Source organism: bacterium (assembly GCA_020440705.1).
Lineage (GTDB): Bacteria > Krumholzibacteriota > Krumholzibacteriia > LZORAL124-64-63 > LZORAL124-64-63 > JAGRNP01.
Map to the genome: position 1 here is coordinate 1 of JAGRNP010000051.1, position 26,282 is coordinate 26,282.

Sequence of the window (26,282 nt, forward strand, 5' to 3'; positions counted from 1 at the left end):
GGCGTCGGCGTCGGCCGGCGGAGCGTCCCCGTCGGCGTCGGCGAAGTCGTCCATATCATCGAAGTCGGCGAAACCCTCGATCGGCTCGTCGGCCAGGGAGTCGAAATCGGCCTCGTCGTTCCAGTCCAAACGATCTTTCTCGCTCATCCCGGGATCCTTTCCATTCGTCCTTGGAGCGGCAAGCTCAGGCCCGGTCCGGGCGACGGCCCGGGCGCAAGTCACCCCTCTCATCGGCCCCGGGAAAGGAAACCAAAGCCCAAATATCCCCGGCCGGCGGCGGGGTCGCGCCGGGGTCTGGCCGGATTCCGGCCGCCCCCGCCGGCCGGCAGCCGCCGCGCAGGCCCCATCGCCGATCAAGTATTTGCCGGACATGGAGTTGATCGATTCACCGACGGTGCCGGATCCGGCACGGCAAGTGCTGGGGTCGGGCACGAGGAAAGGAGTCCGCCCATGCCCCGCACGCTCTGCCCCACCCCGACGCCCCGCTGTCGCACCCTGGACACCGCGCCGGGGCCCGATCGCCCCTTCGGCTACCACCTCTGCGAAAGCCTGCTCGAGGCCCGCCGCGGCTCCATGTTCCCCACCAACGGCGCCGGGCCCGACGAGGACGTGAACGTCTACCTCGCGGCCCTGCTCGCCCGCTTCCTCGCCGGCGACCACGACCCGCGGGTGGCCTGGGGGGCCGGACCGCTTCTCGCGCCGCCGCCGAAGACCTGGTCGCGCCGGGAGCGGGCCGCGTGGTACCGGGCCAACGCCGACCACCGCCTGCTGCATCTGGGCCTGTGCGACCGCGGCGACGGGCTCCGCCGTCGCCCGGTCCTCGCCGCCTGCACCGCCGCAGAGAACCGCTCCCGGGATCTGGCGGCCGGCGCCGCGTGCTACGAGGTGGCCGCCAACCTGCTGCGGGGCCGCGGCCTGGAGAACCGGGCGGCCGTGGCCGTCCTCGACAAGCTGGCTGCCCGTTTCGACGACTACGTGCACGTTCTGGCGGCCACCGAGACCCGCCGCCTCGGCCTCGGGGCGCGCCTGGACGCAGCCGACCTCGACCGGCTCGTGCCCGCCGCCGCCACCGCCGACGCCGCCGCCGTGGCCGACCTGCTGCAGGCCCCGCCGCCGCCCGCCGCCCTCGATGCGCTGCTGGATCTGTGGGGGCAACATCGCGAAAACCCCGGGCCCGGCACCGCGTCCCGCCTCAGGGACATGGCGACCCGGCTCGGGGTTCGTCTCGACCTGGACTGAGGCGCGCCTCAGCCGTTGCAGAAGTTCAGGATCTCCTTGAAGAGGACCCGCGGGCCGTGTTCGGCCAGGATGGCGTGCCCCCCGGTGGGGAAGACCTGGAAGCGCGACGCCTTGTGGCGCGACTTGCGCTGCAGGAAGCGCAGGCTCGCGGGCGAGGCCAGGTCGTCGTCCTCGCACTGCACGCCGTAGATGGGCACGCGCAGCTTCGCCACGTTGCTGCGGGCGCGGTCCATGCCCTCCATGAGCCCGGCGTTCCAGCCCACGAAACGGTGCATGAACTTGTAGTGGTGCAGGCGCAGCCGCACGAAGAGGCGCTGCGCCAGCGTGGCCTTGGGCATGATGGCCGGCGAAAGCAGCACCAGGCTGGCCGGCTGGACCTCGCGCGAGAGATGCAGGGCGAGGGCGGCGCCGAAGCCCATGCCCACCACGTGCACCTTGCCGCCGCCGCGGGCGAGCAGGTCGAAGCACTGACGGGTCTGGTTCAGGGCCGATTCCCAGCTCACCTCGCTGATCGTGTGGCCCGGCGTGCCGTAGTCGGGCAGGCGCAGCACGTACACGTTGTAGCCGTTGTCGTAGAGGTAGTTCGCCAGCTCGCGCAGGTCGCCCGGACCCGTGCTCACGCCGTGGATCATCAGCACCGAGCCGCTCGTCTTCTCCTGGGCCCGCAGGAAGCTGCGGTCCGGATCGGGGATGTCGCGCTCGCGCTCGAACGACGCGATCAGGCGCTGCTGCGTGCGGAGGGTCATGACGTGGCCGCGCGGCGTGTCGGGGCTGCCGGTGCGCGTGCGGGCCAGGTCCCACGCGGTGAGCGTCAGGTTCTGGGTGATGGGCGAAGGCTTCTTGGCCTTCTCGGGCTGCGCCGCCGGACGCGGCGGCTGGCTCGGAGCCGCACCCGGGGCCATGCGCGCCGTGGTGCGCCCGCGCGGGCTCGGGGCCGGACCCTGCGCCGAACGCGTGTTGCGGCGGGAGCCGGAGGTGCGTCGCCGCCCCTGCCCGCCGCCACCGCCGCCGCGGCGCCGTCCGCCGCCCTGCTTGCTGTTGCCGTCGTTGCTCAAGATTCGTCCTCGGGAACCGGAGGTGTCGCGTCGGCGTCGCCGCCCGCCGCGGCGGGGGGCGCGCCCGGCCCGGCCACGTCGGCCAGGCTGCCGCAGATGATGTCGGGCCAATCGTCCTCGGGCAGCTGCGCCAGGACGCCGTGGTCCGGATGCTTGCCCGACAGCACGAAGACCGTGCCCATGCCCAGTTTGCCGGCCGTCGCCAGATCGTTCACCGGATCGTCGGAAATAAATAGGAGTTCGGCCGGGGGCACGCCAATCCTTTTGATCGCGTCATGGTAGATCTTTTCGGCGGGCTTGCCCACCGTAATCACATGGCCGGGATGCGCCGCCGCCTCGAGGGCCGCGGCCCACGCACCGGGGCCCAGCCGGCGCTCGCCCGCGCCGTCCAGGAAGAACGGATTGCGGTGCAGGCAGACCAGGTCGGCCCCGTCGTCGATCAGGGCGCGCAGGGCCCGATCCAGGTCGGCCACGGCCAGCTGCGTGTTCGCCCCCAGCACCACCGCCTCGCAGCGCCCGCGGCCGCCGAGGTCGAATCCGGCGTCCTCCCACCAGCCGGCCAGGGTCGGCGTGCCGAGCCAGAGGATCCGGCGCCGGCCCCGCTCGGCCAGCCAGCGGCGGCCCAGGTCGAGGGCGCCCACCACACGATCGACCGTGACCGGGAAGCCGGCCGCGGCGAGGTCGCGGGCCAGATCGTCCGGCGGGTGGGTGGTGTTGTTGCTCACCAGGAGCCAGGGCACCCCGGCGGCCGTGACGGCCTCGAGCCAGGCCACGGCACCCGGCACGGCGCGGTAGCGTTTGTCGCGCACGAGGACGCCCTCGACGTCCAGCAGGTAGCCCGCCACGGGGCCCGGTCGTTTCATGGCGTCGCCTCCGGCGGCGGCAGCGGCAGCCGGCCCGCGGCCGCCGTCGCCTCGATGAGGGTGTCGAAGCGGGGCGCCAGCCGCGGCCAGCAGAAGGCGTCCATGTCGGCGTCGAGGGAGCACACGTGGCCGCAGGCGTCGCCGGCCACGAGGTCGGCGAGCAGGGCCACGAGCTCGTCCTCGCCCGTGTAGAAGTGGCGGCCCCGGCAGCGGCTGCCGTACAGCGACGGGTACACCTGGTCGCGCGGCAGCACCGGGTAGCAGCCCGCATGCACCGCCTCGGCCACGGCGATGCCGAAGTACTCCTGGGCCGCGCAGCTGACCACGATGTCGCCGCGGGCGAGCCAGGCGTCGTACTCGGCCCGGCTCTCGCAGTGGCCGAAAGCCACGCAGCGCCGACCGAGGCGCTCGCGCAGGGGAGCGAACACCTCCTCCTGCTGCCGCGACTCGCCCAGCAGGGCCACGTCGAAGTCCAGGCCCCGCCCGAGCAGCCGCACGACCGCGGCGGCGAACAGGTCGGGCCGCTTGTCGAATTCCCAGCGGTGGTTCCAGACGATCAGCGGCCGCTCGCCCCGCGGCCAACCGGGGCCGGCGTCGGGCGCACTGGCGCCGCCGCGGTAGCGGGCGAAGTGGTCGTCGGGCAGGGGTGCGCGGTCGAGTCCCACGCCGAGCACGCTGCTGCGGGCGGCCAGACGTTCGGCCAGACGCCGCGGCACGTGCTCGGGCATGCGGTTGACGAAGGCCGGAATGGCCGCCAGGAACACCTCGCGGTGCCAGTCCGAGTTGAACACGACGTGGTCGGCGGCCAGGGCCGACAGGATGCTCGTGAAGCCGAAGTGGTAGTCGAACTCCTCCTCCGGGCTCAGCGGGTAGGTGAGCTGGTTCTCGTGCATGTAGAGCAGGATCGGGGTGCGGTCGCGCGGGGCGGCCAGCAGCCCGCGCAGGTCGGCCAGATTCAGCATGCCGGAGGCGAAGATCAGGTCGGGGGCGTCGGGCGCCGGTTCGGCGTTGAGCAGGTCGGCGAACCAGACGGCGGCCCCGCGCATGCGCCATTTCCAGAAGCGTCCGGGCAGGGTCAGGCTGCGGATCCGGTGGCCGGAGTGCCCGACGAGCCCCCGGCGGAACGCCCGGTGGGACCCGCCGTCGTAGGCCTCGAGGAAGAGCACATTCCGTATCTGCAAGTTTTCCAGCCTTTTGAGAAGGCCGCAGCCCGGGCGGCGCGGGCGGCCTATTGATCCGTTCCGGCCCGTACTTTATAATTCATTTCGCTCTTTGAGCTAAGAGAATTCGCCCATGCGCGAAACCGGCCCTCGTTCCGGGCGCGACAGGAGGAGTTGCGCCGACGTGCCCGGCGGCATCGCCCTGCCCCGCGGCACGCCCCCACCTGCGACGGGGCCCGCGCCACACGCTCAACTTCCCTGGAGAGGAAGCCTTCCATGCAGAAGCTCATCATCGCGGCCGTGCTGGCGTCCGTGCTGGCCACCGGCGCCGTGGCGCAGGACTACGAGAACTCCTCGGTCGTCGGCCAGGTGCCCGACCGCGTGCTCGTCACCGTCAAGCCCGGCGTGACCCTGAATCTCGACAAGTCGGCCGGGGCCCCCCGCGTCGGCGTGCCCGCCCTCGACACCCTGGCCGAGAAGTACGCCGTGCGCGACATGGAGCCGCTCTACGGCGGCCTGGCCAACAAGCTCGACAAGGCCGCCGCCGACATCGCCGACCGGGTCTGGGCCATCGACTTCGACGCCCGCTTCGACCGCCACGACGTCAAGGCCGCCTACGAGCGCCTGCCCGAGGTCGAGGAAGTGCACCTGGTCGACATCTGCAAGATGTACGACGCGTTCCTGCCCGACGACCCGGGCCTCGGCTCCCAGTGGTTCCTGCGCAACATGAACCTGGGCGGCGGCGACATCCGCGCCGTGGGCGGCTGGAGCCACGCGCTCGGCGACTCGAACATCGTGGTCTGCATCCTCGATTCCGGCCTCGACTGGAACCACCCCGACCTCGGCGGCCCGCACCCCGACAAGGTGAACGGCGCCGTGTGGACCAACTGGACCGAGTACTACGGCACCCCCGGCGTCGACGACGACGCCAACGGCAAGATCGACGACATCCGCGGCTGGGACTTCGTGAACACCGCCGCCAGCAACGGCTGGCCCGACGAGGACGTGACGACCCCGGACAACGACCCCTCCGACTACGAGAGCCACGGCACCAACTGCGCCGGCACCGTGGGCGCCATCACCAACAACGGCCTCGGCGTCGCCGGCGCCGCCCCGGGCGTGAAGCTCATGGCCGCGCGCGTGGGCTACCTGCCCGCCGGCACCAGCCAGGGCGTCGTGCGCATGGACTGGGTCGCCCAGGGCATCCTGTACGCCGTGGCCAACGGCGCCGACATCATCAACTGCTCGTGGGGTTCGTCGAGTTCGATCAGCTTCGCGGTGGGCACCGCCATCAGCGAGGGCGTGCTCATGGTGACGGCCGCCGGCAACGACGACTCCGAGCTCGACCCCTCCTACCTGTCGACCTATCCCGGCGTCATCGCCGTGGCCGCCACCGATCCGAGCGACGGCAGGGCCTCGTTCTCCAACTACGGCACCTGGGTCGAGCTCTCGGCCCCGGGCACGGGCATCTACACGACGACCTACAACGCCACCCTCGACACGCACACCTACTCGACGACCCAGGGCACGAGCTTCTCGTCGCCCATCGTGTGCGGCGCGGCGGCCCTCATCTGGTCGGCCAACCCGTCCCTGACGGCGACCCAGGTGACGCAGATCCTCTACGCCAGCGCCGACGACATCGACGGCGTCAACCCGAGCTATGCCGGCAAGCTGGGCGCCGGCCGGGTGAACCTGCTGGCGGCCCTGGGCGATGCCCAGCACCGCTACCCGCAGGAGTTCCCCACCCTCTTCGACGCCATCAACGGCGCCAAGGCGGGCGACGAGATCGCCATCGCGGCCTCGGCCACCATCACCGGGACGCTGGAGATCCTCGGCAAGGACCTGCAGGTCCTCGGCGGCTACAGCAGCGACTTCACCACGCGCGACCCGATCAACAACCCGACGCCCATCAACGCCCCGGCCAACTCGTCGGGCCTGCGCTTCACCGGCACGGTGGGCAACGGCACGGTCATCGACGGCTTCGTCATCTCCGGCGGCGGCGGCCAGACGTTCTCGGGCATCCCCTACTCGGCCAAGTACGGCGGCGGCGTGATGCTGAACGGCACCTCGCCGACCCTGCGCAACATCGAGCTGACGGGCAACTCGGTCGGCGACGCGAGCCAGCTCGGCTGCGGCGGCGGCCTCGCCATGAACAACGCCTCGCCGGTGCTCGAGAACGTGCACATCCACGGCAACACGGGCATCTACGGCGGCGGCGTGTTCATGAACAACAGCACGCCGACCTTCACCGGCTGCGTGATCGAGGACAACGTCGTCATCACCTCGAACCTGACCTACCCGCCCAACGGCGGCGGCCTGCACGCCGTCGGCTCGGACCCGGTGCTGGTCGACACCCGCATCTCCGGGCACCTCGACCTGGTCAACGGCGGCGGCATCTTCCTGGGCGGCGCCTCGACCCTCGACATGACCGGCGGCGAGGTCAGCGGCAACACCGCCAAGGACAACGGCGGCGGCATCTACGTCAACGGCGGCGCCCTGACGGCCCGCCGCGTGCAGGTGAGCGACAACGCCAAGACGGCCACGAGCACCTTCATGCACGGCGGCGGCATCTTCGCCACCGCGGCGACGGTCGCCCTCGACAGCCTGACCTGCATCGACAACTTCGGCATGGTGGGCGGCGGCATGGAGCTGAACGCCAACACCAGCGCCAGCGTCACCAACAGTCTGGTCGCCAACAACACGGGCCAGTTCTGGGGCGGCGGCATCGCCTTCGACGGCAACCTGGCCGGCGAGGTCACGGGCAACACGATCGCGTACAACAGCTCGCTCACCGGCGGCGCGGGGCTCTACGTGAACGCCTCGGCGCCCGCGGTCAGCAACAACATCTCGGCCTTCAACACCGGCGGCGCCACCTACGGCAACGGCATGGCCCTGCTGTCGGCCCCGTCGGTGCTGTCGTGCAACGACGTCTTCGGCAACGACAACGCCGGCTACTCGGGCCAGCCCGATCCGACCGGCACCAACGGCAACATCGCGGAGGACCCCCTGTTCTGCAACGGCGTGGTCGGGCTGCCCGGCCCCGCGGACAAGGACGCCTTCGACGACGCCACGGGCTTCGGCTACGTCATCGCGCCGGAGAGCGGCTGCGCGGCGGCCAACAGCGGCGGCTGCGGCCTGATCGGCGCCTTCGCCGCCGGCAGCTGCGGCGGCAATCCGGTGCCCGACGAGGGCGGCGCGGTGCCCGCGTTGTTCCGGGTCGAGCGGGCCTTCCCGAACCCGTTCAACCCCCGCACCACGATCCGCTTCAGCCTGCCCACGGCCGCCCAGACCCGCGTCGAGATCTTCGACGTGGCCGGACGCCACGTGCGCACGCTGGTCGACGGGCGCCTGCCTGCCGACGTGCACGAGGTCACCTGGACCGGCGACGACGACGACGGCCGCGCCGTCTCGGCCGGCGTGTACTTCTACCTCGTGCGCTCCGGGGCGGACCGCTCCGTGGGCCGCGTGGCCCTGGTCAAGTAGGACTGCCGGCCCCGTCACACACGGCGACCCCGAACCCCTTGCCGCTGCGCGGCGGCGAAAGGTTCGGGGTCGCAGTGTGTGACGGGGCCGGAACCCTCCCTTGACCCGATGTGTCAGGGGCCCTAAATACTAGCGCCGTACGCATGGGACACCAGTGACCAGGAGGATGGATGATGGCGACGAAGCCGACGAAGGATCTCGAGACCTTTCCCAACCCCAACCCCGACCGGGACTACGAGATCGAGTTCGACTGCCCCGAGTTCACCTGCCTGTGCCCGCTCACGGGCCAGCCGGACTTCGCCAAGTTCCGCATCACCTACGTGCCCAACGAGACGTGCGTCGAGCTGAAGTCGCTGAAGCTGTACCTGTGGAGCTATCGCGACGAGGGGGCCTTCCACGAGGCCGTCACCAACCGCATCCTCGACGATCTCGTGGCGGCGACCCGCCCGCGCCTGATGGAGGTGCGCGGCGAGTGGTTCGTGCGGGGCGGGATCACGACCTACGTGACGGCCAGCCACGTGGACGAGGACTGGGACTCCGCCTAGGCGGGCGGCATCGATCACGCGCCGTCGACCGTGAAGGGCACCCCGCGCCCGCAATCGGGGCAGGCGGGTCCGTCCGGACCGGCCGCCAGACGGCTCACGCCGTGGAAGCCGCGGCGCTCCACCAGCAACGCCCCGCAACCCGGGCAGAGCGAGTCCCGGCCCGCCACCGTCGCCACGTTCCCCACGTACACCCAGTCGAGCCGTTCGGACGCGATCTCCCGCGCCCGCAGCAGGGTCTCGCGCGGCGTCGGCGGCGCGTCCATCCGCCAGGCCGGATGATAGCCCGAGAAGTGCAGCGGAATGGCCGGGTCGAGGTCGGCCACGAAGTCGACCAGGCGGCGCAGCTCGTCGTCGGAGTCGTTGTGGCCGGGAATGACGAGGTTGGTCAGCTCGATGTGCACGCCCGCCGCGTGGAACTGCCGGATCGCCGCGAGCACCGGCCCGAGCCGTGCCTTGCACACCTTGCGGTAGAAGGCGTCGTCCATGCTCTTGAGGTCGATGTTGGCGGCGTCGATCCAGGGCAGCAACCCGGCGAGCGGCGCCGGATTGAGGAACCCGTTGGTCACCAGCACGTTCCGCAGCCCCGCTTCGTGCACGGCGATGGCCGTGTCGCGCACGAACTCGTACCACACCAGGGGCTCGCTGTAGGTGTAGGCGATGCCCACCGAGCCCTCGTCGCGGGCCAGGCGCACCAGGTCGTCGGGCGTGGCGGCGCTGGTGCGGGCCGTGCCGTCCTGGCTGATGGACCAGTTCTGGCAGAACAGGCAGTGCAGGTTGCAGCCCGGCGCCGCCACCGACAGGATCGACCGGCCCGGATGGAAGTGGTAGAGCGGCTTCTTCTCGATGGGATCGACCCCGCCGCTCACCACGCGACCGTAGTGCAGCGGCACCATGCGGCCGTCGCGGTTGGCGCGGGTGGCGCAGGGGCCCTCCTGCCCCGGACGCAGGCGGCAGCCGATGGGGCACAGGTCGCAGGCGGCCTGGCCGTTGGGCAGGGCGCGCCACCAGGTGGCCCGGACCGGGGTCGGGGCGCTCATGTCTCGTCCTCCCCCGCGGCGGCGAGGTTCTCGCGCACCACCGCGGCGTTGCGCCGCAGCCCGTCCGGATGGGCCCGCCACAGGGGCGTGCGGCGGAAGCGGCGCCGGAACTCGTCGTCGGTGATCGCCGCCAGGTCGGCCAGGTCGAGTTCGGCGTGGGCGGGCAGGGTCCGGTACTCGTCCCGCAGGGCCGACGGGAACTTCCGCTCCGCCGCCCGCGCGTTCCAGGGGCAAACGCTCTGGCAGAGGTCGCATCCGAAGAGCAGGCCGCCCTGCTCCCGGCGCCGATCCGGCGGCGTGCCGCCCCGCCATTCGATGGTCCAGGTCGAGATGCAGGCGCGCGCGTCGAGCCCGCCGTCGAGGGACAGGGCGCCGGTGGGGCAGGCCTCCAGGCAGGCCGTGCACGAACCGCAGTGGCTGGCGAGGGTGCGCAGCGGTTCGCGCCGGCGGCGGCGCACGAGGTGGTACAGGGGTTCGGCCTGGGGCGCGTCGGCCGGGCCGAGGTCGGGCACGGCGAGGTTGGTCAGGGCCACGCCCAGAAACAGCCCCGAGCCCAGCTTCTCGTGGATCAGGCACGAATTGCGGCCCAGGAAGCCCAACCCCGCCAGCCAGGCGTATTCGCGCTCGAGGTAGGGTCCGGTATCGGTGGACGGGAAGGCGGCCAGGCCCGGCAGGGCCTTTTCCAGCCCGCGCAGCACCTGCCGGATGTCGCCCAGCAGCACGTCGTGGTAGTCGCGGCCGCGGGCGTAGCGGGCCACGCGCTCGGTCCAGGGCGCCTGGGCCTGCATGAGGTCCGGCGCCGCAGGCCAGCCGTCGGTGTAGCGCTGGCCGAAGACGAGCAGCGTGCGGGCCCAGGGGTTGGCCAGGGTCGGGTCCTCGCGCCGCGCGGGGTCGCGGGTCACGTAGTCCAGATCGGCGTGGTGGCCGGCCTCGAGCCAGCGGCGCCAGCGCGCCCGGTGCGGCTGCTCGCAGGGCAGGGCCACCGCCCCCGCGAGGTCGATGCGGTTGCCGGGGCACAGGCGCGACAGGTGCTCGGCCAGGTCCTCCCTGGTCACGGTCACCGGTGCGAAGTCGCGCGCGTCGGGCATGACTCGTCCCTACTCCTGGGGATGCGCCTTGATCCAGCGGTCGTACACCGAGAGCAGCACCACCGAGACCATGGCCAGCCCGGCGAAGATGACCCACATCACGCCCGTGTTGTCGACGCCGCCGCGCTCGGCGGGGCCGAAGTGGGCGTACAGGCCGCCGCTCAGCAGGCCGCCGAAGAGGTTGCCCAGGGCGACGCACCAGTAGAAGTAGCCCATGTACATGCCCACCTTGTCGGGCGGCGCGATCTGGCCGGCGTACTCCTTCGAGCGCGGGCTCGCGAGCATCTCGCCCACCGAGAAGACCAGCACCGCGATGACGATGACCCAGCCGCCCTGGCCGATGAGGTAGAGCAGGAAGCTGATCACGGTGATGAAGCTGCCCAGGATGATGCAGGTCAGGGGCGCGAGGCGGCGCACCAGGTAGGCGATGGCCACCTGGCCGACGATGATGCCGAAGGCGTTCAGGTTGATCAGGTGCTCGGGCTTGACCTGCCCGTTCTCCAGGACGGCCCGGCCCCACTGGCTGGTGTCCAGGCCGAGGGTCCCGGCTACGCCGGTGATCCAGCCGGCGACGGGGCCGAGGCTGCGGATCAGGTCGCTGGTGTCGGCGTAGTCGCGGATGTACTCGGGCAGGGTCATGAAGATCTGGTTGAAGCTGGTCCAGAAGAAGGCCATCAGCACGAGGAAGACCAGGTAGCGCCCCTCGCCCACCCGCATGGGCTGCGCCAGCCAGAGACCGCCGTCGCGCCCGCCGCGGGTGCCGCGCACCAGGGCGTCCCAGCCGAAGTTCAGCACGAGCCACACGCCGGCCGCCGGCAGGTATTGGCCCGGCGAAAGCCACTTCGAGCCCATCACCAGCAGGAAGAGCAGGCCGGCCACGAGCAGGAAGAAGCGCCCGTTGCCCACGACGCCGATCATGCCCGCGAAGACGTCGCCCAGGGAGCGCCGGGCCTCGGCGGCCGCGTCGCGCTCGGGCTCCTTGTAGAAGAGCAGGGCCACGACCCCCATCAGCACGATCCAGCCCGCCGAGCACCAGAAGACGAACTGCCAGTCCCAGCCGCGCACGATGCCGGCCACGATGGGGCCCAGGAACCCGCCGATGTTGACCATCATGTAGAAGATGCCGAAGCCCATGCTGCTGGTTTCCTTCGTCGTGCTCTTGGTCACCGTCGAGATGACGACGGGCTTGAACATGCCGTGCCCCACGGCGACCAGGAAGTACACGGCGAGGAAGCCCCAGAAGCCCTGGGGGATGCCGAGCAGCAGGTAGCCCGGCGCCATGACGCAGCACGAGGCCAGGAACATGCGCTTGAAGCCGTAGCGGTCGGCCAGGGCCCCGAAGACGGCCGGGAAGAGGTACAGGAAGAAGGTGGCCAGCCCCTGGATGACGCCCCGGTCCTCGCTGCTGAGGCCGAGACCGCCGTCGGCGACGGCGCCGGTCAGGTAGAGCGAGCTGACGGCGTAGAAGCCGTACCAGCCCATGCGCTCGAAGATCTCCATGACGTTGGCGGCCCAGAACGAGCCGGGGAAGGACTTCCAGACGGAGGTCCCGCCCCCTGCGGCGTGCGGCGTGTCGGTCACGTGGTGCTCCCGGTTGCGGGCCGGCCGGCGAGGCGGGCCACGGTGTCGGCGTAGTCGGAACGCAGGCGGGCCATGATCGCGGCCACCGGCAGGATCTCGTCGATGAGGCCCGAGACCTGCCCGATCTCGAGCTCGCCCTCGTCCAGGTCGCCCTCGAGCATGCCCCGCCGCGCCCGGCCCTGGCCCAGCTCGGCCTCGAGTTCCTCGCGGCTGGCGCCGCGGGCCTCCATCGCCATGATGCGGTCGCGGAAGGCGTTCTGCAGCAGGCGCACCGGCACGTGGGCCTTGAGCACCAGGTGGGTGGCGCCGGCGTCGGCGGCGACCACCGCCTGCTTGAAGGCGTCGTGGCCCGACGACTCGACGCTCATGGCGAAGCGCGAGCCGATCTGCACGCCCTCGGCCCCGAGGGCCAGGGCGGCCGCCATCTGGGCGCCGGTGGCGATGCCGCCGGCGGCGATGACGGGGATGTCGACGGCCGCCACGCATTCCGGCACCAGCACCATGGTCGTGATCTCCTCGCGCCCGTTGTGGCCGCCGGCCTCGAAGCCCTCGCACACGACGGCGTCGCAGCCCGCGTCCTCGCACTTGCGCGCCAGGGTCGGGTTGGCCACCACGTGCACCAGGGTGCAGCCGGCCTCCTTGAGCAGCGGGGCCACCTTCTTCGGCGATCCGGCCGAGGTGAAGAAGATGCGGATGCCCTCCTCGAGGGCGATGGTCGCGCACTCGGGGCTGTGGGGATAGAGCAGCGGGATGTTCACGCCGAAGGGCCGGTCGGTGAGGGTGCGGGCCTTGCGGAGCTGGTCGCGGAAGAGGTCGGGCCGCATGCTGCCGGCGCCGACGAGCCCCAGGCCGCCGGCGTTGCTCACCGCGGCGGCGAGCTTGGCCCCGCTGTTGTACACCATGCCGCCCTGGATGACGGGCACGTCGATGCCGAGCAGGGCGGTGACGCGGTTGCCGGCGAAGGAGGTGGTCATGGCGGGACGGCCTTCCTGGCGAGGGAAACGGTGCGTTGCGGGGTTCTCCCCAGTGTACCACGGCCCGGGGGGACCGCCAACGCAACGGGGTTGGCCCGGCCGCCGACTGTGGTATATTGGCCGCCAGCCGCCGCTCTCCGCGGCCGTCCACCGCCGGGCGGGAGGCCCACCGCCGCCCGCCGCACCGCGAGGAACGCCATGGCCCGCACCTCCCTGGACAAGAACCGCATCGGTTTCCTGCTGCTCGAGAACGTGCACGAGTCGGCGGTGGCCGAACTCGCCGCGGCCGGCTACGACCAGGTGACCTGCCTGCCCGAGGCCCTGCCCGAGGACGAGCTCATCGCCCGCCTGGCCGACGCCCGCTTCCTCGGCATCCGCTCCCGCACCCGCGTCACGCGGCGCGTCATCGAGGCCTCGCCGCGCCTGGTGGCGGTGGGCTGCTTCTGCATCGGCACCGACCAGGTCGACCTCGCCGCGGCCTCCGACCACGGCGTCGCCGTCTTCAACGCCCCCTTCTCGAACACCCGCTCGGTGGCCGAACTGGTGGTGGCCGAGGCGATCCTGCTGCTGCGCGGCGTGCCGGCGCGCAACGTCGGCTGCCACCGGGGCGCCTGGCTGAAGAGCGCCCGCGACGCCCACGAGAGCCGGGGCAAGACCCTCGGCATCGTCGGCTACGGGGCCATCGGTTCCCAGGTGAGCGTACTGGCCGAGGCCCTGGGCATGCACGTGGTCTACCACGACATCGAGCCCAAGCTGCCCCTGGGCAATGCGCTGGCTCTTTCCAACCTCGACGCGGTGCTCGCCACGTCCGACGTCGTCACCCTGCACGTGCCGGACACGCCGGAGACGCGGGGCCTGATCGGCGCCGCCGAGCTGGCGCGCATGCGGCCGGGCGCGGTGCTGCTGAACGCGTCGCGCGGCACCGTCGTCGATCTCGACGCCCTGGCCGACGCCCTGCGGGGCGGCCACCTGGCCGGCGCGGCGGTGGACGTCTTCCCCGCCGAGCCCCGCAGCCCCGGCGACGAGTTCACCAGCCCCCTGCGGGGCCTGGACAACGCCCTGCTCACGCCCCACATCGGCGGTTCGACCGTCGAGGCCCAGGCCAACATCGGCGGCGAGGTGGCGCGCAAGCTGGTCATGTACTCGGACAACGGCACCACCACCGCCTCGGTGAACTTTCCCGAGGTGGCCCTGCCCGGGCACCCCGGCGCCCACCGCCTGCTGCACGTGCACCGCAACGTGCCGGGCATCCTCAGCCGCATCAACGGCGTCTTCTCGGCCGGCGGCATCAACGTGTCCGCCCAGTACCTGCAGACCCGCGACCGTCTCGGCTACGTGGTGGTCGACTGCGACGCGGCCTCGAGCGAGGCCGCCCTGCAGGAACTGCGCGACATCGAGGGCACCCTGCGCTGCCGGGTGCTGTTCTAGCAGGCTGTTGAAAAACTCCTCCCGGCCCCGGGTTTTTCCTGCAACCCTTCGGCCCCGGCGGCCGTCATTCCCGGTGTCCCCCTGTTCGACCCCCTGCCGGGAGTGCGCCATGAAGAAGATCCTGCTCGTGTCCATCCTGCTGGCGGCCCTGCCGCTGACCGCCTCGGCCCACGAACGCCATCACGGCGTCGGCTTCTCCGAGGACACCTCCCTCGACCTGGACGACGGCCGCGTCGTCATCACCCGCGACCGCATCGGACGCGACGAGAAGGTCGTCATCACCGCCGACGGCGATCTCGAGGTGAACGGCCGCGACATCGACGTCGACGCCGACCAGCGCGCCGCCCTGGTGCGCTTCCACCGCGAGACCGTGAAGCTGGAGAAGATGGCCGACGAGATCGGCGACGACGCCGGGGACATCGCCGCCGCCAGCACGGCCTACGCGGCGATGCACGTGGCCGAGGCCCTGCGCGCCCTCGGCGGCGACGACGACGACACCGAACTGGACGCGGACACCGAGGCCCTGGCGGCCGATTTCGAGGAGCGGATCGAGAAGATCGAGGAGTTCGCCGACCGCATCGAGGACCAGGCCGACAAGGTCGTGGACATGGCCGAGGACCTGCAGCGCGACATCCCGGCCCTGCGGGAGCTGGACTGGTTCCTGGACGACTAGCGGACCGCCGCATCCGTTCCCGGTCGACCTGGCGAGAGTCGGGCGGGAACATCGCGCGGGCGAGACTCCGGCCCCATCCCGGAGATCGCCCGCGCTTCGTTGGCGCTAACGTGGACCGCGACCGGCCTCCCGGCCACGGCGCATCAGATCATCGGATCGGGGGCGGGGGCGTCGTCGCCGTCGCTCTCGTCGGCGTCGGCGTCGCCGTCGGTCTCGGGCCCCAGCACCGGCCGCACCGCGAAGCCGCCGTGGGCGCGCAGCCCGAAGACCCGCAGCGTGACGGCCTCGCGCAGGGCCCGTCGGCCCGACACCAGTCCGGCCAGGACGAAGGGCGCCGCCAGCACCACCAGCATGCGGCCCACGGCGCTGACGGCGAACACCTCGCGGTAGCCGCCCACCAGGGGCAGGATCACCAGCGAGGCGACCATGACGCCGGAGAGCTGCATCCAGCCGTTGCCCAGGCTCTGCAGGGCGAACAGGTAGGGCCGTTCGCGGCTGCGGCTGTTCTCCAGGATGAGCGTCAGGTACCCCACCTCGAAGCCGGACCACGCCGCGCCGCTGAGCACCTGCCCCAGCACCACCAGCGGGATCCCGTGGGCCCACACCCACGGCAGCGGGACGATCGCGATCACGAACATGCTGCCCAGGAAGACGCGCCGCGGCCCGCTGCGGTCGGCGGCCAGCCCCCAGGTGGGCCCCACCAAGGCCTTGACCACGATCACCGACAGGGCCACGGCCATGTACTGCAGGTAGGTGAAGCCGAGGTCGGTGAGCATGAAGGGCGAGAAGTAGGGCGAGGCCCAGTACACCGTGAAGTGGAAGACCGCGGCGAGGCCGAGGATGCGCAGGGCGGTGCCGCCGCGGCGCGTGCCCGCCGCTTGCCAGGCCCGCCGGCGCGGGAGCAGGCCCGAGAAGTTCGGTTCGGGTGCCGCGGCCAGAAGCAGGCCCGACACGGCCCGGGCCACCGCCGCGATGCCCAGCAGCAGGGCGAAGGCGCCGGCGCTGCCCGCGGCGCCGGTGCCGCCCGGCGCCAGACGGTGCATCAGCAGGCCCCCCGTCACGAGCCCCACGCAGGTGGCTGCGTAGACCAGCCGGTTGCGTCGGCTGAACCAGGTGCCCCGCGTGGCGGCCGGCACCATGTCGCCGTACCACGACGACCAGGCCGTCCCCGCCGCCTGCCCCGCCGCCTGGTACAGGCAGATGGCCCCGATGAGCTCGGCCACCGCCAGACGCCCCTGGGCCAGCCGGTAGGCCAGCAGGAGCAAAGTGGCCACCTGCACGATGACCCCGGCCACGGCCACCGGGCGCCGCCGCCCGCCCACCCGCAGCAGGGCCAGGGTCCCGAGAGGCCCCACGCCGCCGAAGGCCAGGGGCAGCGCGACCGTCAGGCCGAGTTGCAGGGGCGTGGCGCCGAGATAGACGGCGATGGCGATGTAGTAGGTCTCGGCCAGGCCCACCATGAGGGCCCAGGCCACGCCGTCGGCGAGGGACAGGCGCAGGGCGCGCCGCAGGGCCGCGGGCGTGAAGCCGGGGTCGCCGGCCACCGGAGCGCTAGAGTCCGATCTCATCGGCCACCGGCGCGAGGGCCGCGAGAACGTGGGCGATCAGCTCGTCCTGGTCGAGGCCGAGGTCGGCGGCCCCCTCGGCGATCTCCCCGCGGTTCACCTTGGCGGCGAAATCCTTCTTCTTGAGCTTCTTGCGCACCGACTTGACCTGCACCTGGGCGATCCGGCGGTCGGGCTGGACCATGGCGCACGCCATGCAGAACCCGCTCAGCTCGTCCACGGCGAAAAGCCAGCGGGCGCAGTCGTTCTCGCGCGGCACGCCGGTGTAGGTGGCATGGCTGAGGATGGTGCGCACGAACTCATCGGGGTAGCCGCGGGCGCGCAGGATCTCGGCGCCCTTGAGGGGGTGGTCGGGTGGCTCGGGGTACATCTCGTAGTCGAAGTCGTGCAGCAGGCCCACCGCCGACCAGTACCGTTCGTCGTTGCCCGTGCGTTGGGCCGCGGCGGCCATGGACGCCTGCACGGCGTAGGCGTGCCGGCGCAGGCTGTCCGTCTGCGTGAACTCGTGCAGCAGGGCGTAGGTGGCCTCGGGGGCGTAGAGGTCGGACATGGCTTCATTCTCCAGTGCTGTGTGCTGCCGGCTGATGCGATCGGGTCGATCTACTTGACGAGGACGCCCTTGAGGATCTCTCCCATCCCGTCGGTTCCGATCCGGAAGAAGTAGGCGCCCGACGCCAACGCGCGGCCCCGATCGGAGCGGCCGTCCCAGGGGATGTCATGGCGCCCAGGCGACACGGTTCCCTCGAAGATGTGGCGGACGGCCCGCCCGCGCAGGTCGTAAACCACGATCTCCACGTGGCGCGAACGTTCCACGTCGAGCCGGATCGACGTACCCGCATTGAACGGGTTCGGACCCAGGGCGGCCCGCCAGCGGGTCGGCAGGTCGCCGGACCCGGCCACGGTCCGGACGACCAGGGTCTCGCTGAAGAACTCATGATCGACAGTCTGCCCCTCGAAGACAACCTCGGAATCACCACATGCGAGGCCCGTGTCGCCGAAGCGGAACCGGAAGCGCCTGTCCGTGAACCCGTCGCCGTCGAAATCCGCCGTATCGCCCGGGAGCACCTCCGGCGAGACCGGACCCGCCGCACCGAGCCGGATCGATCCCGGGACCGGGTACGCGGCGGCGAACCCATCGGCCCCGTAGACGAGCACGAACACCTCGCCGTCGTCATCGTCGCAGGCGACCTCGTTGGCCGGGTCGTCGGGCTGCAGGTCGAGCCGGACATCGGCCCGACGCGCCGCCGCCACGACCGCGAAGCTCCGCGAGACCCACCGTCCGTCACCGATCACGGCCCGGAACACCAGCTCGGTGCCGCCGCACTCCAGGCCGGTCGCTCCCGCCTCGAACCAGTAGCGGCGGTCCACCCGTCCGTCCCCGTCGAAGTCGCGCCAGGTGTCGTCACCCGGCTGCGGGGGCAGGGCCGCGGCCAGCCCGAGAGTCGCCTCGTCACCGATCAGGGCCGTCATGTCGTACTCCGGTGTCGAGTAGACCGTCACGTCGAGGCGGCCGGTGGCGGGATCGCATGCGATGTAGTTCTCCGCCGACCGGGCCAGCAGTTCCAGCGGGGTGTCCACGATGTCCGCCCGGATCGTCACCGGGACCTCGCCGCCGATCCACCGCCCGATCTCGGCCTCGCCGCTGAAGGGCAGGATGTCGGCGTCGCACGCGACGGGCACGTCACCGGTCCGGAACCAGAAGCGGCGATCCAGCCGGCCGTCGCCGTCGATGTCGGCGATGTCGGCCACGACTGACCGCCCGTCGACGAACTCGAGCGCGCCGGCGGACGCCATCCGGACGGCGTCGAAGTCGATCGCCATGACATCGAGTCGGTCCTCCCCGTAGACCGCCAGGGGCAGCGCGTGGTCCTCGCGCGTGCAGAACACCGTGTTGCCGGCGTCGGCGGGGATCAGGTCGAGCCTGACGGCCATCGAGTCCGGGAACCACGTGACCGGCTGCAGCGACCGGACGACGAACCCCGAGGTCGTCTCACCGCTGAACAGCAGCGAATCGGTGTCGCAGGATGACGCGATCTCCGCGGTCGGGAACCAGAAGCGCCGGTCCCCCCAACCATCGCCGTCGAAATCCTGGTCGTCGGGCGGGGCAGCCCCGGAAGGGGTACCGGCCAGGCGCACCAGGTGCGGCGGCAAAGTGGTCGGTTCCACGGTCGGCGAACCGTACACGACGACGGGCACCGACGCGTCGAGGTCCTGGCACAACATGCGGTTGGCGTCGTCGTCGGGGATCAGATCGACCCGCGCCTCGAGTTGGCCAGCTGGCACGACCAGGCGGGTCGCAGCGGCGATGGCCCGGCCGTCGCGGAGGAGGCCGGTCGCCGCCAGGTGCGTGGCGTCGCAGGCCAGGCCCATGGAGCCGGCGTCGAACCAGAGGCGGAGGTCGGGGTAGTCGTCGCCGTCCAGATGGTCCGATCCCGGCGCCCAGGCCGGGTCGGCCGGCGCCACTGAGGTCGCACTCCCGGGTCCGGCACGAACGCTCGCGGGGTCAATGTCCGCCGCGGGCCAGAATGCCGATCCGTAGAAGGTCACGGCGATCTGCCCCCCGGGGGGAACGCACTCGAGACGCGAGCCATCGCCATTGGTGACGCTGATCCGCCACGGGAGCGGGCCATTCGGGACGAGTGATTCGCAGTCCGGGCGCGACGCGACGTTGCCGGCGACGACCGCGTCGGAGCGGGCGGCCAGGTCCCCCGGGCCTGCCCAGCTCTGACCCAGGATCACGGGCCCGGGCGATCCGGCCGGATCGCACAGGTAGGTCGACGTCCCGGCCTTGACGTAGACCAGGTCGCCGGCGGCCATGATCCCTTCGCTCGCGAAGGGGAGAGCGCCACTCGGCGTTCCGAAGCCGCGATCGTCCAGGCGAACGAACCGCGTCTGGCCCGCCGTGGAGACGACGGCGGCCCAGTCTCCGTCCACCTGAACCGATGCGACCTCCCCGGAACCGAGGTCGAGCCACGCCATGAATCGTGGGGCGGCCGGATCACCCATGTCCACCGCCTCGACCCGGCTCGAGTCCCGGTGCGGCAGGAACAGCAGATTGCCGAACCAGGCATGGCTGCTCACCGGATCGGACAGAGGGTATCGGCCGGACGGCCGCACGACTTGCTGCGCGTCGATTTCATCGCAGGTGTAGGACAGGATCTCCGCCTCGGTGATGAGCACGGCCGCACCGGCCGGAGTTCCAGTGAGCACGCCGCCGGCCGGGATGGAGACCGGCGCGCTCGACGTCAAGGCACCGGCAAGATCGAACACATGGCACGACAGCTCTTCGGTGGCGGGATCGATGCACCACAGCCTGTTCCCGCGCAGAAACGCCTGCCCCCGCGACGCGTCCACTTCGGCGAGAGTCACCCCGTCGGCCAACCGCACGAGGCGCACTCGCTGCTCCTGGTAGCTGCCGGGCAGCCCGACGGCAGCCACATCGTCCGTGACGCCCACGAGTCGAGGCTCGGTGAATTGCGTGTCTGTCCGGGGGACCGTTTCCGACACGATCGCGCGCGGAACCGACAGATCGGTGATGTCGAGCAGGGAGTATGTCCAACCCAGTTCGTAGTAGACTTCCGAGTAGTCCGTCTCCAGGCGACAGGTGGCCGACCCGGTGCTGGACCCGGTGTTCGTCTCCGCTCCGCGCCAGACCGCCATCGGGTAACGCCCACTCCCGATGTCGACGACGGCGAGTCCGGAATCGCCAACTCCGACGATCCGCTCAGAACCGATGGCCCGATGTCCCGGCACGGCAACCGTAGCCAGCAGATCCAACGTCAACGGGTCGATGAGCGCGCCGGTCGCTGCATCGAAGAGACGACCATTAGCCATTCCCAGCTGATACCAGAACTTGTTCGCGGAGGTGGAACCGGGGGCGTCCGGTTCTCCATTGGCGGCCAGTGGGGCCCGCACAGTCCTATTTGTAATGAATGGGACATCCAGATTGCTGCTGTAGACCTGCAGGCTGGCGACGAGCAGCCCGTCCGAGACGACGAGAGAGCCGAATGTCGGACTGCTAGTGAAATCGAATTCCTCGCCGAGAGTCCAGTCGGACAAATGCACCGGGGCGTTGACGCCATCGAACTCATATGTCGTCACGTTGTACTCGAAGTAGTTGTTGCCCGCCAGGTAGAGGCGTTCGTCCCCGGAAGCGGCTTGCTGGACATCGCTGAAGTTCTGCGGAAACGGGAACGACCTCACGACCGCCAATGGCCGTCCGGGATCGGTTTCGATCACTCCGATTTGGTCATCTCTCCCGTCGAAGATCACGAGGAAGCCGTTCTGAAGCGACCCCATCTGATCGACGCGACCGACCACGGCCGGCCCGCGAACCACGGTCGGCACGGTGGGATCGCCGACATCGATGCCGACCAGATATCCACCTTCGCACGCCGCGTAGACGAGCCCTTCGAGGACGAAGATGTGTTCGATGGTTGCCGGCATCGCGAGCGAGGCCAGGACGCCAGGCGCGGCATCCGTCGGCAGTTCGATGACGAGCAACCGTGCACCGTCCCCGACCAGGAGGTGACCCGCCGGTCCGAAGACGGCGACCTGCCCCCGGACATCAGGCGTGTGCGCCGACCAGACAGGTCCGTCCCGCCAATCCTCGCAGTCCTGCGCCATGACAGGTGCGAACGTCAGAAGCACGGCCAGGAAGACCAGGGCGCAGGCCAAACGACGAGACATCAGCCGGGTGAGCAAGGGCAACCTCCCGCCGGCAATTGCGATATGGAGACGATTATCAGCAAGTGATTCCGCGACTTCAGTATAAGGGTCGGGATCCGGGTCGGTCAATCACCCCGGGCGCGCCGCACCCGGACATGGCGGATCAGAAGTTCAGTTCGTCGTGGTGCGTCCGCAGCCACGCATCGGCCTCCCGGTGCCACGGGCAGGCCTTGTCGAGCAGGGCGTAGAAGCCCTTGCCGTGGTTCAGGTGCCGCAGGTGGCACAGCTCGTGGGCCACCACCGCGTCGATCACGTGGGGCGGCGCCAGGATCAGCCGCCAGCAGAAGCTCAGCGTGCCCCGCCGGGAGCAGCTGCCCCAGCGCGTGGTGCGCTCGCCGACGATCACCTTCTGCGGATGTAGGCCGAGGCGGTCGGCCCAGTACGCGGTGCGGGCCACCAGATCGGTGCGGGCCACCTGGCGCAGGTACTTCTCGAGCACCGGCCGGGTGGCGAAGACGTCGCGCGGCACCAGGTGCATGACGAGCGTGTCCCCCACGCGCTCGACCCGCGACGTGCGGCGCCGGCCCGCCTCGCGCACCTCGATCAGGCAGGGCTCGCCCCGGATCGCCAGGGTGCTGCCCGTGCCGTACTCGCGCACCTGCGGGCCCAGCCGCACCCCCAGCTTCTCGGCCTGGGCGTCCATCCACTCGCCCCAGTCGGCCAGCAGCTCGGGCAGGATCTTCGTCCCGGCCCGCCACGGCAGCACCACGACCACACCCTCGCGCGCGCACACCTGCACGCGGGCGTGGCGGGCGCGGCGGCTGCGGCGCACGCGGTAGCGCAGGGGGCGTCCGTTGACGAGGGTGGTTTCCGGCCGGCTTTCCAGGGGGAGCTCCGTCTTTCTAGAGTTTTCCCTTACAGGCCCGATCACATGAGGGCTGAGAGGCGGGGGATCCTCCCGCGCCCCGGATTCTAGCGCAGCGACCAGGAGCCCGCCAGATGTTCGACAAGGATCTCGACCACCTCGGGGACGACACCATTCCCCACGTCACGTTCCGCCTCGTGGACACGATCTACGGCGTCTCGGCGGCGTCGGTGCGGACCATGCTCGAGATCCCGGCGGTGACGCCGGTGCCCCGGGCGCCCGACTTCGTGCGCGGACTCATCAAGCTGCGCGGCCAGGCCCTGCCCCTGATCGACCTGCGGCTGCGCCTGGGCATGACCTCGACCCTGGCCGACCTGGAGGGGTTCTCCAACATGCTGGCCGCCCGCGAGCAGGACCACCGCAACTGGCTCGCCGAGCTGGAGGCGTCGGTGCGGGAGGAACGCCCCTTCAAGCTGACCACCGACCCCCACGCCTGCGCCTTCGGCAAGTGGTACGACAACTTCGCCACCGACAACGCCACCATGCGCAACATCGTGCGCCGCTTCGACCGGCCCCACCGCAAGATCCACGCCGTGGCCCACGCCGTGGCGGAAGCCGTCACCGCCGGCGACTTCGCCCGATCCGCGGAGATCATCGAAACGACCCGCAACAAGGAACTGGCGCGCATGATCGAGCTCTTCGCCGCGGCGCGCAAGGCCTACCGGGAAGAGGTGCGCGAAACGGTGCTCGTGCTCGAGGCCGGCCGCTACGCCTACGGCGTGACCGTCGATGCGGTCGAGGCCGTGGAGATCTTCGACGACGACGCACTCATGCCCAACCCCGTGGCGTCACCCGTGGGGACCATGCCCGATCCGGTCATCGCCATGGGGCGACGCCCCGAATCGGACGTGGTGGTGCAGCTGCTGGATCCGGCCCTGCTGTGCCGGCTGCGGGATCTGGCGCCGGTGTCCCCGTAGCGGGCGCAGCCCGGTTTTCGTGGCGCCCCCGCCCCCAGGATGGTAGGATTGCCCGGTTCGATACCCGAACCCTCCCCCACCGACCTGGAGAGACCGCATGACCGCTCCCACGACGGCCACCCCCGCCCACGGGCCCGGCCAGGACAAGTTCACCCGCGCCTTCTGGATCGCCAACGTCGTCGAGCTCTTCGAGCGCGCGGCGTGGTACGGCGTCTTCGTCGTCATCACCCTGTACCTGAGCCGCGTGCTCGGCTACAGCGACGTCGAGGCGGCCACCGTCAGCGGCGTGCTCTCGGCGGGGCTCTACTTCCTGCCCACCTTCAGCGGCGCCTACGCCGACCGCATCGGCTTCCGCAACGCCCTGCTGCTCGCCTTCGGCCTGCTGACCGTCGGCTACGGCGGCATGTGGGTGCTGCCCACCATGCTGCAGTCGGCCGGACTGGCCACCTACGGCGAGACCGTCACCTTCACCGGGCTCGAGGCCACGTCCTACAAGTGGCTCTTCATCCCGATCATGCTGGTCGTCATGGTGGGCGGGTCGTTCATCAAGTCGGTCATCACCGGCACCGTGGCCAAGGAGACCACCGAGGCCAACCGCGCCCGGGGCTACTCCATCTTCTACGCCATGGTGAACGTGGGCGCCTTCAGCGGGAAGACCATCGTCAAGCCCCTGCGCCACAGCATGGGCGACGAGGGCCTCGTGGTGCTGAACCTCTTCGCGGCGGGCATGACCCTGCTGGCCTTCGTCATGGTCTTCCTCTTCTACCGCAACCGCTCCACCGCCGGCGAGGGCAAGACCATGGCCGAGCTGTGGCGCGCCCTGCTCGCGGTGCTCAGCCGCGGCCGCCTGGTGGTGCTCATCCTCATCATCACCGGCTTCTGGATGGTGCAGCACCAGCTCTACGCGTCGATGCCCAAGTACGTGCTGCGCATGGCCGGCGAGGGCCAGTCGCCGTCGTGGATCGCCAACGTGAACCCGCTGGTCGTCTTCACGACCGTGAACCTGGTGACGCGGTGGTTCGCCAGGCGCACCGCGCTGACGTCCATGACGGTGGGCATGTTCATCATGCCCGTCTCGGCGCTCTGCATGGCCGCCGGGAACATGTTCCACGGCGCGGAGATCTTCGGCTTCAATGCGATCGTGGCCATGATGATCGTCGGCATCGCCTTCCAGGGCTTCGCCGAGTGCTTCATCTCGCCGCGCTACCTGGAGTACTTCTCCCTGCAGGCGCCCAAGGGCGAAGAGGGGCTGTACCTCGGCTTCAGCCACCTGCACTCGTTCATCTCGTCGCTGCTGGGCTTCGTGACCTCGGGCTTCCTGCTCGAGAAGTTCGTGCCCGACCCGAAGCTGCTCTCGGCCGCCGACCAGGCCCAGCGCCTGGCCTCGCTCGAGGGCCGGGGCCCCATGCCCGAGGCCTACGCCCACGCCCACTACCTGTGGTTCGTCTTCGTGGCGATCGCCCTGGTGTCGGCCGTGGCGCTGATCATCTACGGCCGGATGACGCCGACGGTGGCGGCGCAGGGCGAGGGCGCCTGATCCGCACCGTCCGCACCTGGACGAAGGCCTCCCCCGGCGGGGAGGCCTTCGTTTTTCGGTCCGCGGACACGGCACGCGACGATTGACCCGGCCATAGCGGATATCTATGATCCTGTTTTCCGGATCCGCCCGCACCGCCACGCCCTACGAGGGAGATCGCCATGACCCGTCCCGTCCCGCTCCGGCTCCTGGTCGCCCTGCTGGCCCTGGTTGCCGCCGCGTCGAACGCCCCCGCCGCCGAGGCCCCCGATCCGTCCGTCCTGGTCGGCACCTGGCAGGTCGACCTGCGCCCCACCCCCGACGCCGAGCCCTACTTCCAGACCTTCGTGGTGACCGCCGCCGGCGCCGACACCCTGGCCGGTTCGTTCTACGGGACGGAGATAGGCGAGGGCCGGATCAACACCGACTGGGGCGCCCTGCACCTGGCCTTCGTGACCGGCGACGGCTCCGGCGCCTACAACACGAGTGCCGTCCTCGACGGCGACGTGCTGCGCGGCACCACACACTCCCTCGGCCGCGACTTCCTCGCCGTGTGGACGGCACGACGACAGTAGCCGGCGCGACGCCGGTCGGACCCGCGCGGGCGCCGTCCTCAGGCCCCGCGCAGTTCCTTGCGCACCACCAGCTTCAGGCCCGACCAGACCGCGTCCACCGCGCACACCTTCACGTCGACGAAGCCCAGCGGCAGGGCCAGGCGCCGGATGATGTCCTCGGTCACGGTCGACGCCACGCCCGACGACTTCTTCGGCCACGACACCCACACCACGGCGTCCGGCGCGAGCTTCGCGCGGTAGCGCGCCAGCGCCCCGGCCAGTTCGGTGTGGCTGGTGGTGAAGTGGTGCACCAGGCCCACGGTCGGCGAGATCCGCGTGGCGAAAACGACGCCCTCGGGCAGCGGCGCCACCAGGTCGGCGTAGTGGTCCGGGGCGTTCACCACGCGCAGGCGCAGGCCGGGCCCCAGGCCGAGCTTGCGGTTCAGCGGCGTGCCCGAGTAGCCGGCGCTCAAGCCTCTTCCCCGAGCAGCTCGCCCAGCAGTTCGTGGGCCCGGCGCAGGTGCGGGATCACGATGGAACCGCCCACGATCAGGCCCACGTCGAAGACCTCGAGGATCTCGGCCTTCGTGACGCCCAGCTCGCAGCAGCGGATCACGTGGTAGGCGATGCAGTCGTCGCAGCGGAGCACGAGCGAGGCGCTCAGACCGGCGATCTCCTTCGTGCGCGCGTCGAGCGCCCCGTCCTCGTAGCAGCGGGTGTCGAGGTTGAAGAAGCGCTTCGTGGTCAGGGTGGCGTCGGCGAGGATCTTCTCGTTCATCTTCTCGCGGTAGGCGCGGAAGGACTCCAGACGTGAGCTCATCCCGGGACTCCTGGTTCGGGGGCCCGGTGTCGGCGCGGCCCCGCGGGACCGGTCTCCCCGCGGCCGGGTCCCGCCGGGTACGTGCGCAGGTTAGCACGCCCGGACGGGACCGGCCAAGGGGTCTGCACGGGGAGCGCCTCAGACTTCGATGAAGTCCTCGGCGCCGAGGGGAATGACGTCTTCCGGCGTGA

At 70.9% G+C, this 26,282-nt stretch carries 21 protein-coding genes; 8 read left to right on the forward strand and 13 right to left on the reverse strand.

All coding sequences use genetic code 11. The features are described 5' to 3' along the window. Nucleotides 1–450: 450 nt before the first annotated feature. The gene (locus KDM41_09380; protein MCB1183636.1) at nt 451–1,239 is read left to right on the forward strand and encodes a hypothetical protein; all 789 of its coding nucleotides are present in this window, start codon (nt 451–453) and stop codon (nt 1,237–1,239) included. A gap of 8 nt (nt 1,240–1,247) precedes the next feature. Here KDM41_09380 and KDM41_09385 read toward each other — a convergent pair whose 3' ends face one another. From KDM41_09385 to KDM41_09395, 3 genes are read right to left on the reverse strand one after another with little or no spacing between them, the layout of a single operon-like run. Next, nucleotides 1,248–2,294: an alpha/beta fold hydrolase gene (locus tag KDM41_09385; GenBank protein MCB1183637.1), complete on the reverse strand. Its 1,047-nt coding sequence runs from the start codon at nt 2,292–2,294 to the stop codon at nt 1,248–1,250. Then, complete coding sequence (locus KDM41_09390; protein ID MCB1183638.1) at nt 2,291–3,157, reverse strand: HAD-IA family hydrolase; 867 nt, start codon at nt 3,155–3,157, stop codon at nt 2,291–2,293. The genes KDM41_09385 and KDM41_09390 overlap by 4 nt, the downstream gene beginning before the upstream one ends. Next, a complete protein-coding gene (locus KDM41_09395) occupies nt 3,154–4,338 on the reverse strand; it encodes a DUF3524 domain-containing protein (protein ID MCB1183639.1) in 1,185 nt (394 codons plus the stop codon). The genes KDM41_09390 and KDM41_09395 overlap by 4 nt, the downstream gene beginning before the upstream one ends. 255 nt (nt 4,339–4,593) lie before the next feature. Between KDM41_09395 and KDM41_09400 the strand changes: the two genes are divergently transcribed. Beyond that, entirely contained in the window at nt 4,594–7,800 is a 3,207-nt protein-coding gene (locus KDM41_09400) for a S8 family serine peptidase (protein MCB1183640.1), read from the forward strand. A gap of 173 nt (nt 7,801–7,973) precedes the next feature. Then, nucleotides 7,974–8,345, forward strand: coding sequence for an NADPH-dependent 7-cyano-7-deazaguanine reductase QueF (gene queF / locus KDM41_09405; GenBank protein MCB1183641.1), 372 nt, complete (start codon nt 7,974–7,976; stop codon nt 8,343–8,345). Nucleotides 8,346–8,359: 14 nt separating this feature from the next. On the opposite strand, the gene amrS is transcribed toward queF, so the two are convergent. From amrS to KDM41_09425, 4 genes are read right to left on the reverse strand one after another with little or no spacing between them, the layout of a single operon-like run. Then, nucleotides 8,360–9,382, reverse strand: a complete 1,023-nt coding sequence (gene amrS, locus KDM41_09410; protein MCB1183642.1) for an AmmeMemoRadiSam system radical SAM enzyme — start codon at nt 9,380–9,382, stop codon at nt 8,360–8,362. Beyond that, nucleotides 9,379–10,470, reverse strand: coding sequence for a DUF1730 domain-containing protein (locus KDM41_09415; GenBank protein ID MCB1183643.1), 1,092 nt, complete (start codon nt 10,468–10,470; stop codon nt 9,379–9,381). Before KDM41_09415 ends, amrS begins: the two co-directional genes overlap by 4 nt. Nucleotides 10,471–10,479: 9 nt before the next feature. Continuing rightward, entirely contained in the window at nt 10,480–12,051 is a 1,572-nt protein-coding gene (locus tag KDM41_09420) for an MFS transporter (protein ID MCB1183644.1), read from the reverse strand. After that, a complete protein-coding gene (locus KDM41_09425) occupies nt 12,048–13,025 on the reverse strand; it encodes a nitronate monooxygenase (protein MCB1183645.1) in 978 nt (325 codons plus the stop codon). The genes KDM41_09420 and KDM41_09425 overlap by 4 nt, the downstream gene beginning before the upstream one ends. 198 nt (nt 13,026–13,223) lie before the next feature. Here KDM41_09425 and serA point away from each other — a divergent pair, with 198 nt between their 5' ends. Together serA and KDM41_09435 are read left to right on the forward strand one after the other, a co-directional pair. Then, nucleotides 13,224–14,453, forward strand: coding sequence for a phosphoglycerate dehydrogenase (gene serA, locus KDM41_09430; protein ID MCB1183646.1), 1,230 nt, complete (start codon nt 13,224–13,226; stop codon nt 14,451–14,453). A 109-nt stretch (nt 14,454–14,562) separates the two neighbouring features. Further along, nucleotides 14,563–15,126, forward strand: coding sequence for a hypothetical protein (locus KDM41_09435; GenBank protein MCB1183647.1), 564 nt, complete (start codon nt 14,563–14,565; stop codon nt 15,124–15,126). A 143-nt stretch (nt 15,127–15,269) separates the two neighbouring features. On the opposite strand, the gene KDM41_09440 is transcribed toward KDM41_09435, so the two are convergent. The 4 genes from KDM41_09440 to KDM41_09455 all read right to left on the reverse strand — a co-directional run bounded on the left by KDM41_09440 (nt 15,270) and on the right by KDM41_09455 (nt 22,191). Then, nucleotides 15,270–16,694, reverse strand: a complete 1,425-nt coding sequence (locus KDM41_09440; GenBank protein ID MCB1183648.1) for an MFS transporter — start codon at nt 16,692–16,694, stop codon at nt 15,270–15,272. Continuing rightward, nucleotides 16,678–17,241 (reverse strand): HDIG domain-containing protein, encoded by a 564-nt coding sequence (locus tag KDM41_09445; GenBank protein MCB1183649.1) that lies wholly within the window; start codon nt 17,239–17,241, stop codon nt 16,678–16,680. The genes KDM41_09440 and KDM41_09445 overlap by 17 nt, the downstream gene beginning before the upstream one ends. Before the next feature lie 50 nt (nt 17,242–17,291). Further along, the gene (locus KDM41_09450; GenBank protein MCB1183650.1) at nt 17,292–21,395 is read right to left on the reverse strand and encodes a hypothetical protein; all 4,104 of its coding nucleotides are present in this window, start codon (nt 21,393–21,395) and stop codon (nt 17,292–17,294) included. 127 nt (nt 21,396–21,522) lie between these two features. After that, the gene (locus KDM41_09455; protein ID MCB1183651.1) at nt 21,523–22,191 is read right to left on the reverse strand and encodes a M48 family metallopeptidase; all 669 of its coding nucleotides are present in this window, start codon (nt 22,189–22,191) and stop codon (nt 21,523–21,525) included. A gap of 167 nt (nt 22,192–22,358) precedes the next feature. Here KDM41_09455 and KDM41_09460 point away from each other — a divergent pair, with 167 nt between their 5' ends. The 3 genes from KDM41_09460 (at nt 22,359) to KDM41_09470 (ending at nt 25,292) form a co-directional block, all read left to right on the forward strand. Continuing rightward, nucleotides 22,359–23,201 (forward strand): chemotaxis protein CheW, encoded by an 843-nt coding sequence (locus tag KDM41_09460; GenBank protein ID MCB1183652.1) that lies wholly within the window; start codon nt 22,359–22,361, stop codon nt 23,199–23,201. Between the two features lie 97 nt (nt 23,202–23,298). Then, nucleotides 23,299–24,738, forward strand: coding sequence for an MFS transporter (locus KDM41_09465; protein MCB1183653.1), 1,440 nt, complete (start codon nt 23,299–23,301; stop codon nt 24,736–24,738). 161 nt (nt 24,739–24,899) lie between these two features. Continuing rightward, on the forward strand, nt 24,900–25,292 hold the full coding sequence (locus KDM41_09470) for a hypothetical protein (GenBank protein ID MCB1183654.1): 393 nt from the start codon (nt 24,900–24,902) through the stop codon (nt 25,290–25,292). A 38-nt stretch (nt 25,293–25,330) separates the two neighbouring features. On the opposite strand, the gene KDM41_09475 is transcribed toward KDM41_09470, so the two are convergent. Both KDM41_09475 and KDM41_09480 read right to left on the reverse strand, forming a co-directional pair. Beyond that, complete coding sequence (locus tag KDM41_09475) at nt 25,331–25,744, reverse strand: DUF3052 domain-containing protein (protein MCB1183655.1); 414 nt, start codon at nt 25,742–25,744, stop codon at nt 25,331–25,333. Next, nucleotides 25,741–26,091 carry a carboxymuconolactone decarboxylase family protein gene (locus tag KDM41_09480; protein ID MCB1183656.1) on the reverse strand — a complete coding sequence of 117 codons (351 nt, stop codon included), beginning with the start codon at nt 26,089–26,091 and terminating at the stop codon, nt 25,741–25,743. Before KDM41_09480 ends, KDM41_09475 begins: the two co-directional genes overlap by 4 nt. Nucleotides 26,092–26,282 lie beyond the last annotated feature (191 nt).

Bases quoted from the DNA above. Each gene is read 5' to 3' on its own strand.
- KDM41_09380 (MCB1183636.1), top strand. From the start codon at position 451: ATGCCCCGCACGCTCTGCCCCACCCCGACGCCCCGCTGTCGCACCCTG.
- KDM41_09390 (MCB1183638.1), bottom strand. From the start codon at position 3,157: ATGAAACGACCGGGCCCCGTGGCGGGCTACCTGCTGGACGTCGAGGGC.
- KDM41_09400 (MCB1183640.1), top strand. From the start codon at position 4,594: ATGCAGAAGCTCATCATCGCGGCCGTGCTGGCGTCCGTGCTGGCCACC.
- queF (MCB1183641.1), top strand. From the start codon at position 7,974: ATGGCGACGAAGCCGACGAAGGATCTCGAGACCTTTCCCAACCCCAAC.
- amrS (MCB1183642.1), bottom strand. From the start codon at position 9,382: ATGAGCGCCCCGACCCCGGTCCGGGCCACCTGGTGGCGCGCCCTGCCC.
- KDM41_09415 (MCB1183643.1), bottom strand. From the start codon at position 10,470: ATGCCCGACGCGCGCGACTTCGCACCGGTGACCGTGACCAGGGAGGAC.
- KDM41_09425 (MCB1183645.1), bottom strand. From the start codon at position 13,025: ATGACCACCTCCTTCGCCGGCAACCGCGTCACCGCCCTGCTCGGCATC.
- serA (MCB1183646.1), top strand. From the start codon at position 13,224: ATGGCCCGCACCTCCCTGGACAAGAACCGCATCGGTTTCCTGCTGCTC.
- KDM41_09435 (MCB1183647.1), top strand. From the start codon at position 14,563: ATGAAGAAGATCCTGCTCGTGTCCATCCTGCTGGCGGCCCTGCCGCTG.
- KDM41_09440 (MCB1183648.1), bottom strand. From the start codon at position 16,694: ATGAGATCGGACTCTAGCGCTCCGGTGGCCGGCGACCCCGGCTTCACG.
- KDM41_09445 (MCB1183649.1), bottom strand. From the start codon at position 17,241: ATGTCCGACCTCTACGCCCCCGAGGCCACCTACGCCCTGCTGCACGAG.
- KDM41_09460 (MCB1183652.1), top strand. From the start codon at position 22,359: ATGTTCGACAAGGATCTCGACCACCTCGGGGACGACACCATTCCCCAC.
- KDM41_09465 (MCB1183653.1), top strand. From the start codon at position 23,299: ATGACCGCTCCCACGACGGCCACCCCCGCCCACGGGCCCGGCCAGGAC.
- KDM41_09470 (MCB1183654.1), top strand. From the start codon at position 24,900: ATGACCCGTCCCGTCCCGCTCCGGCTCCTGGTCGCCCTGCTGGCCCTG.
- KDM41_09480 (MCB1183656.1), bottom strand. From the start codon at position 26,091: ATGAGCTCACGTCTGGAGTCCTTCCGCGCCTACCGCGAGAAGATGAAC.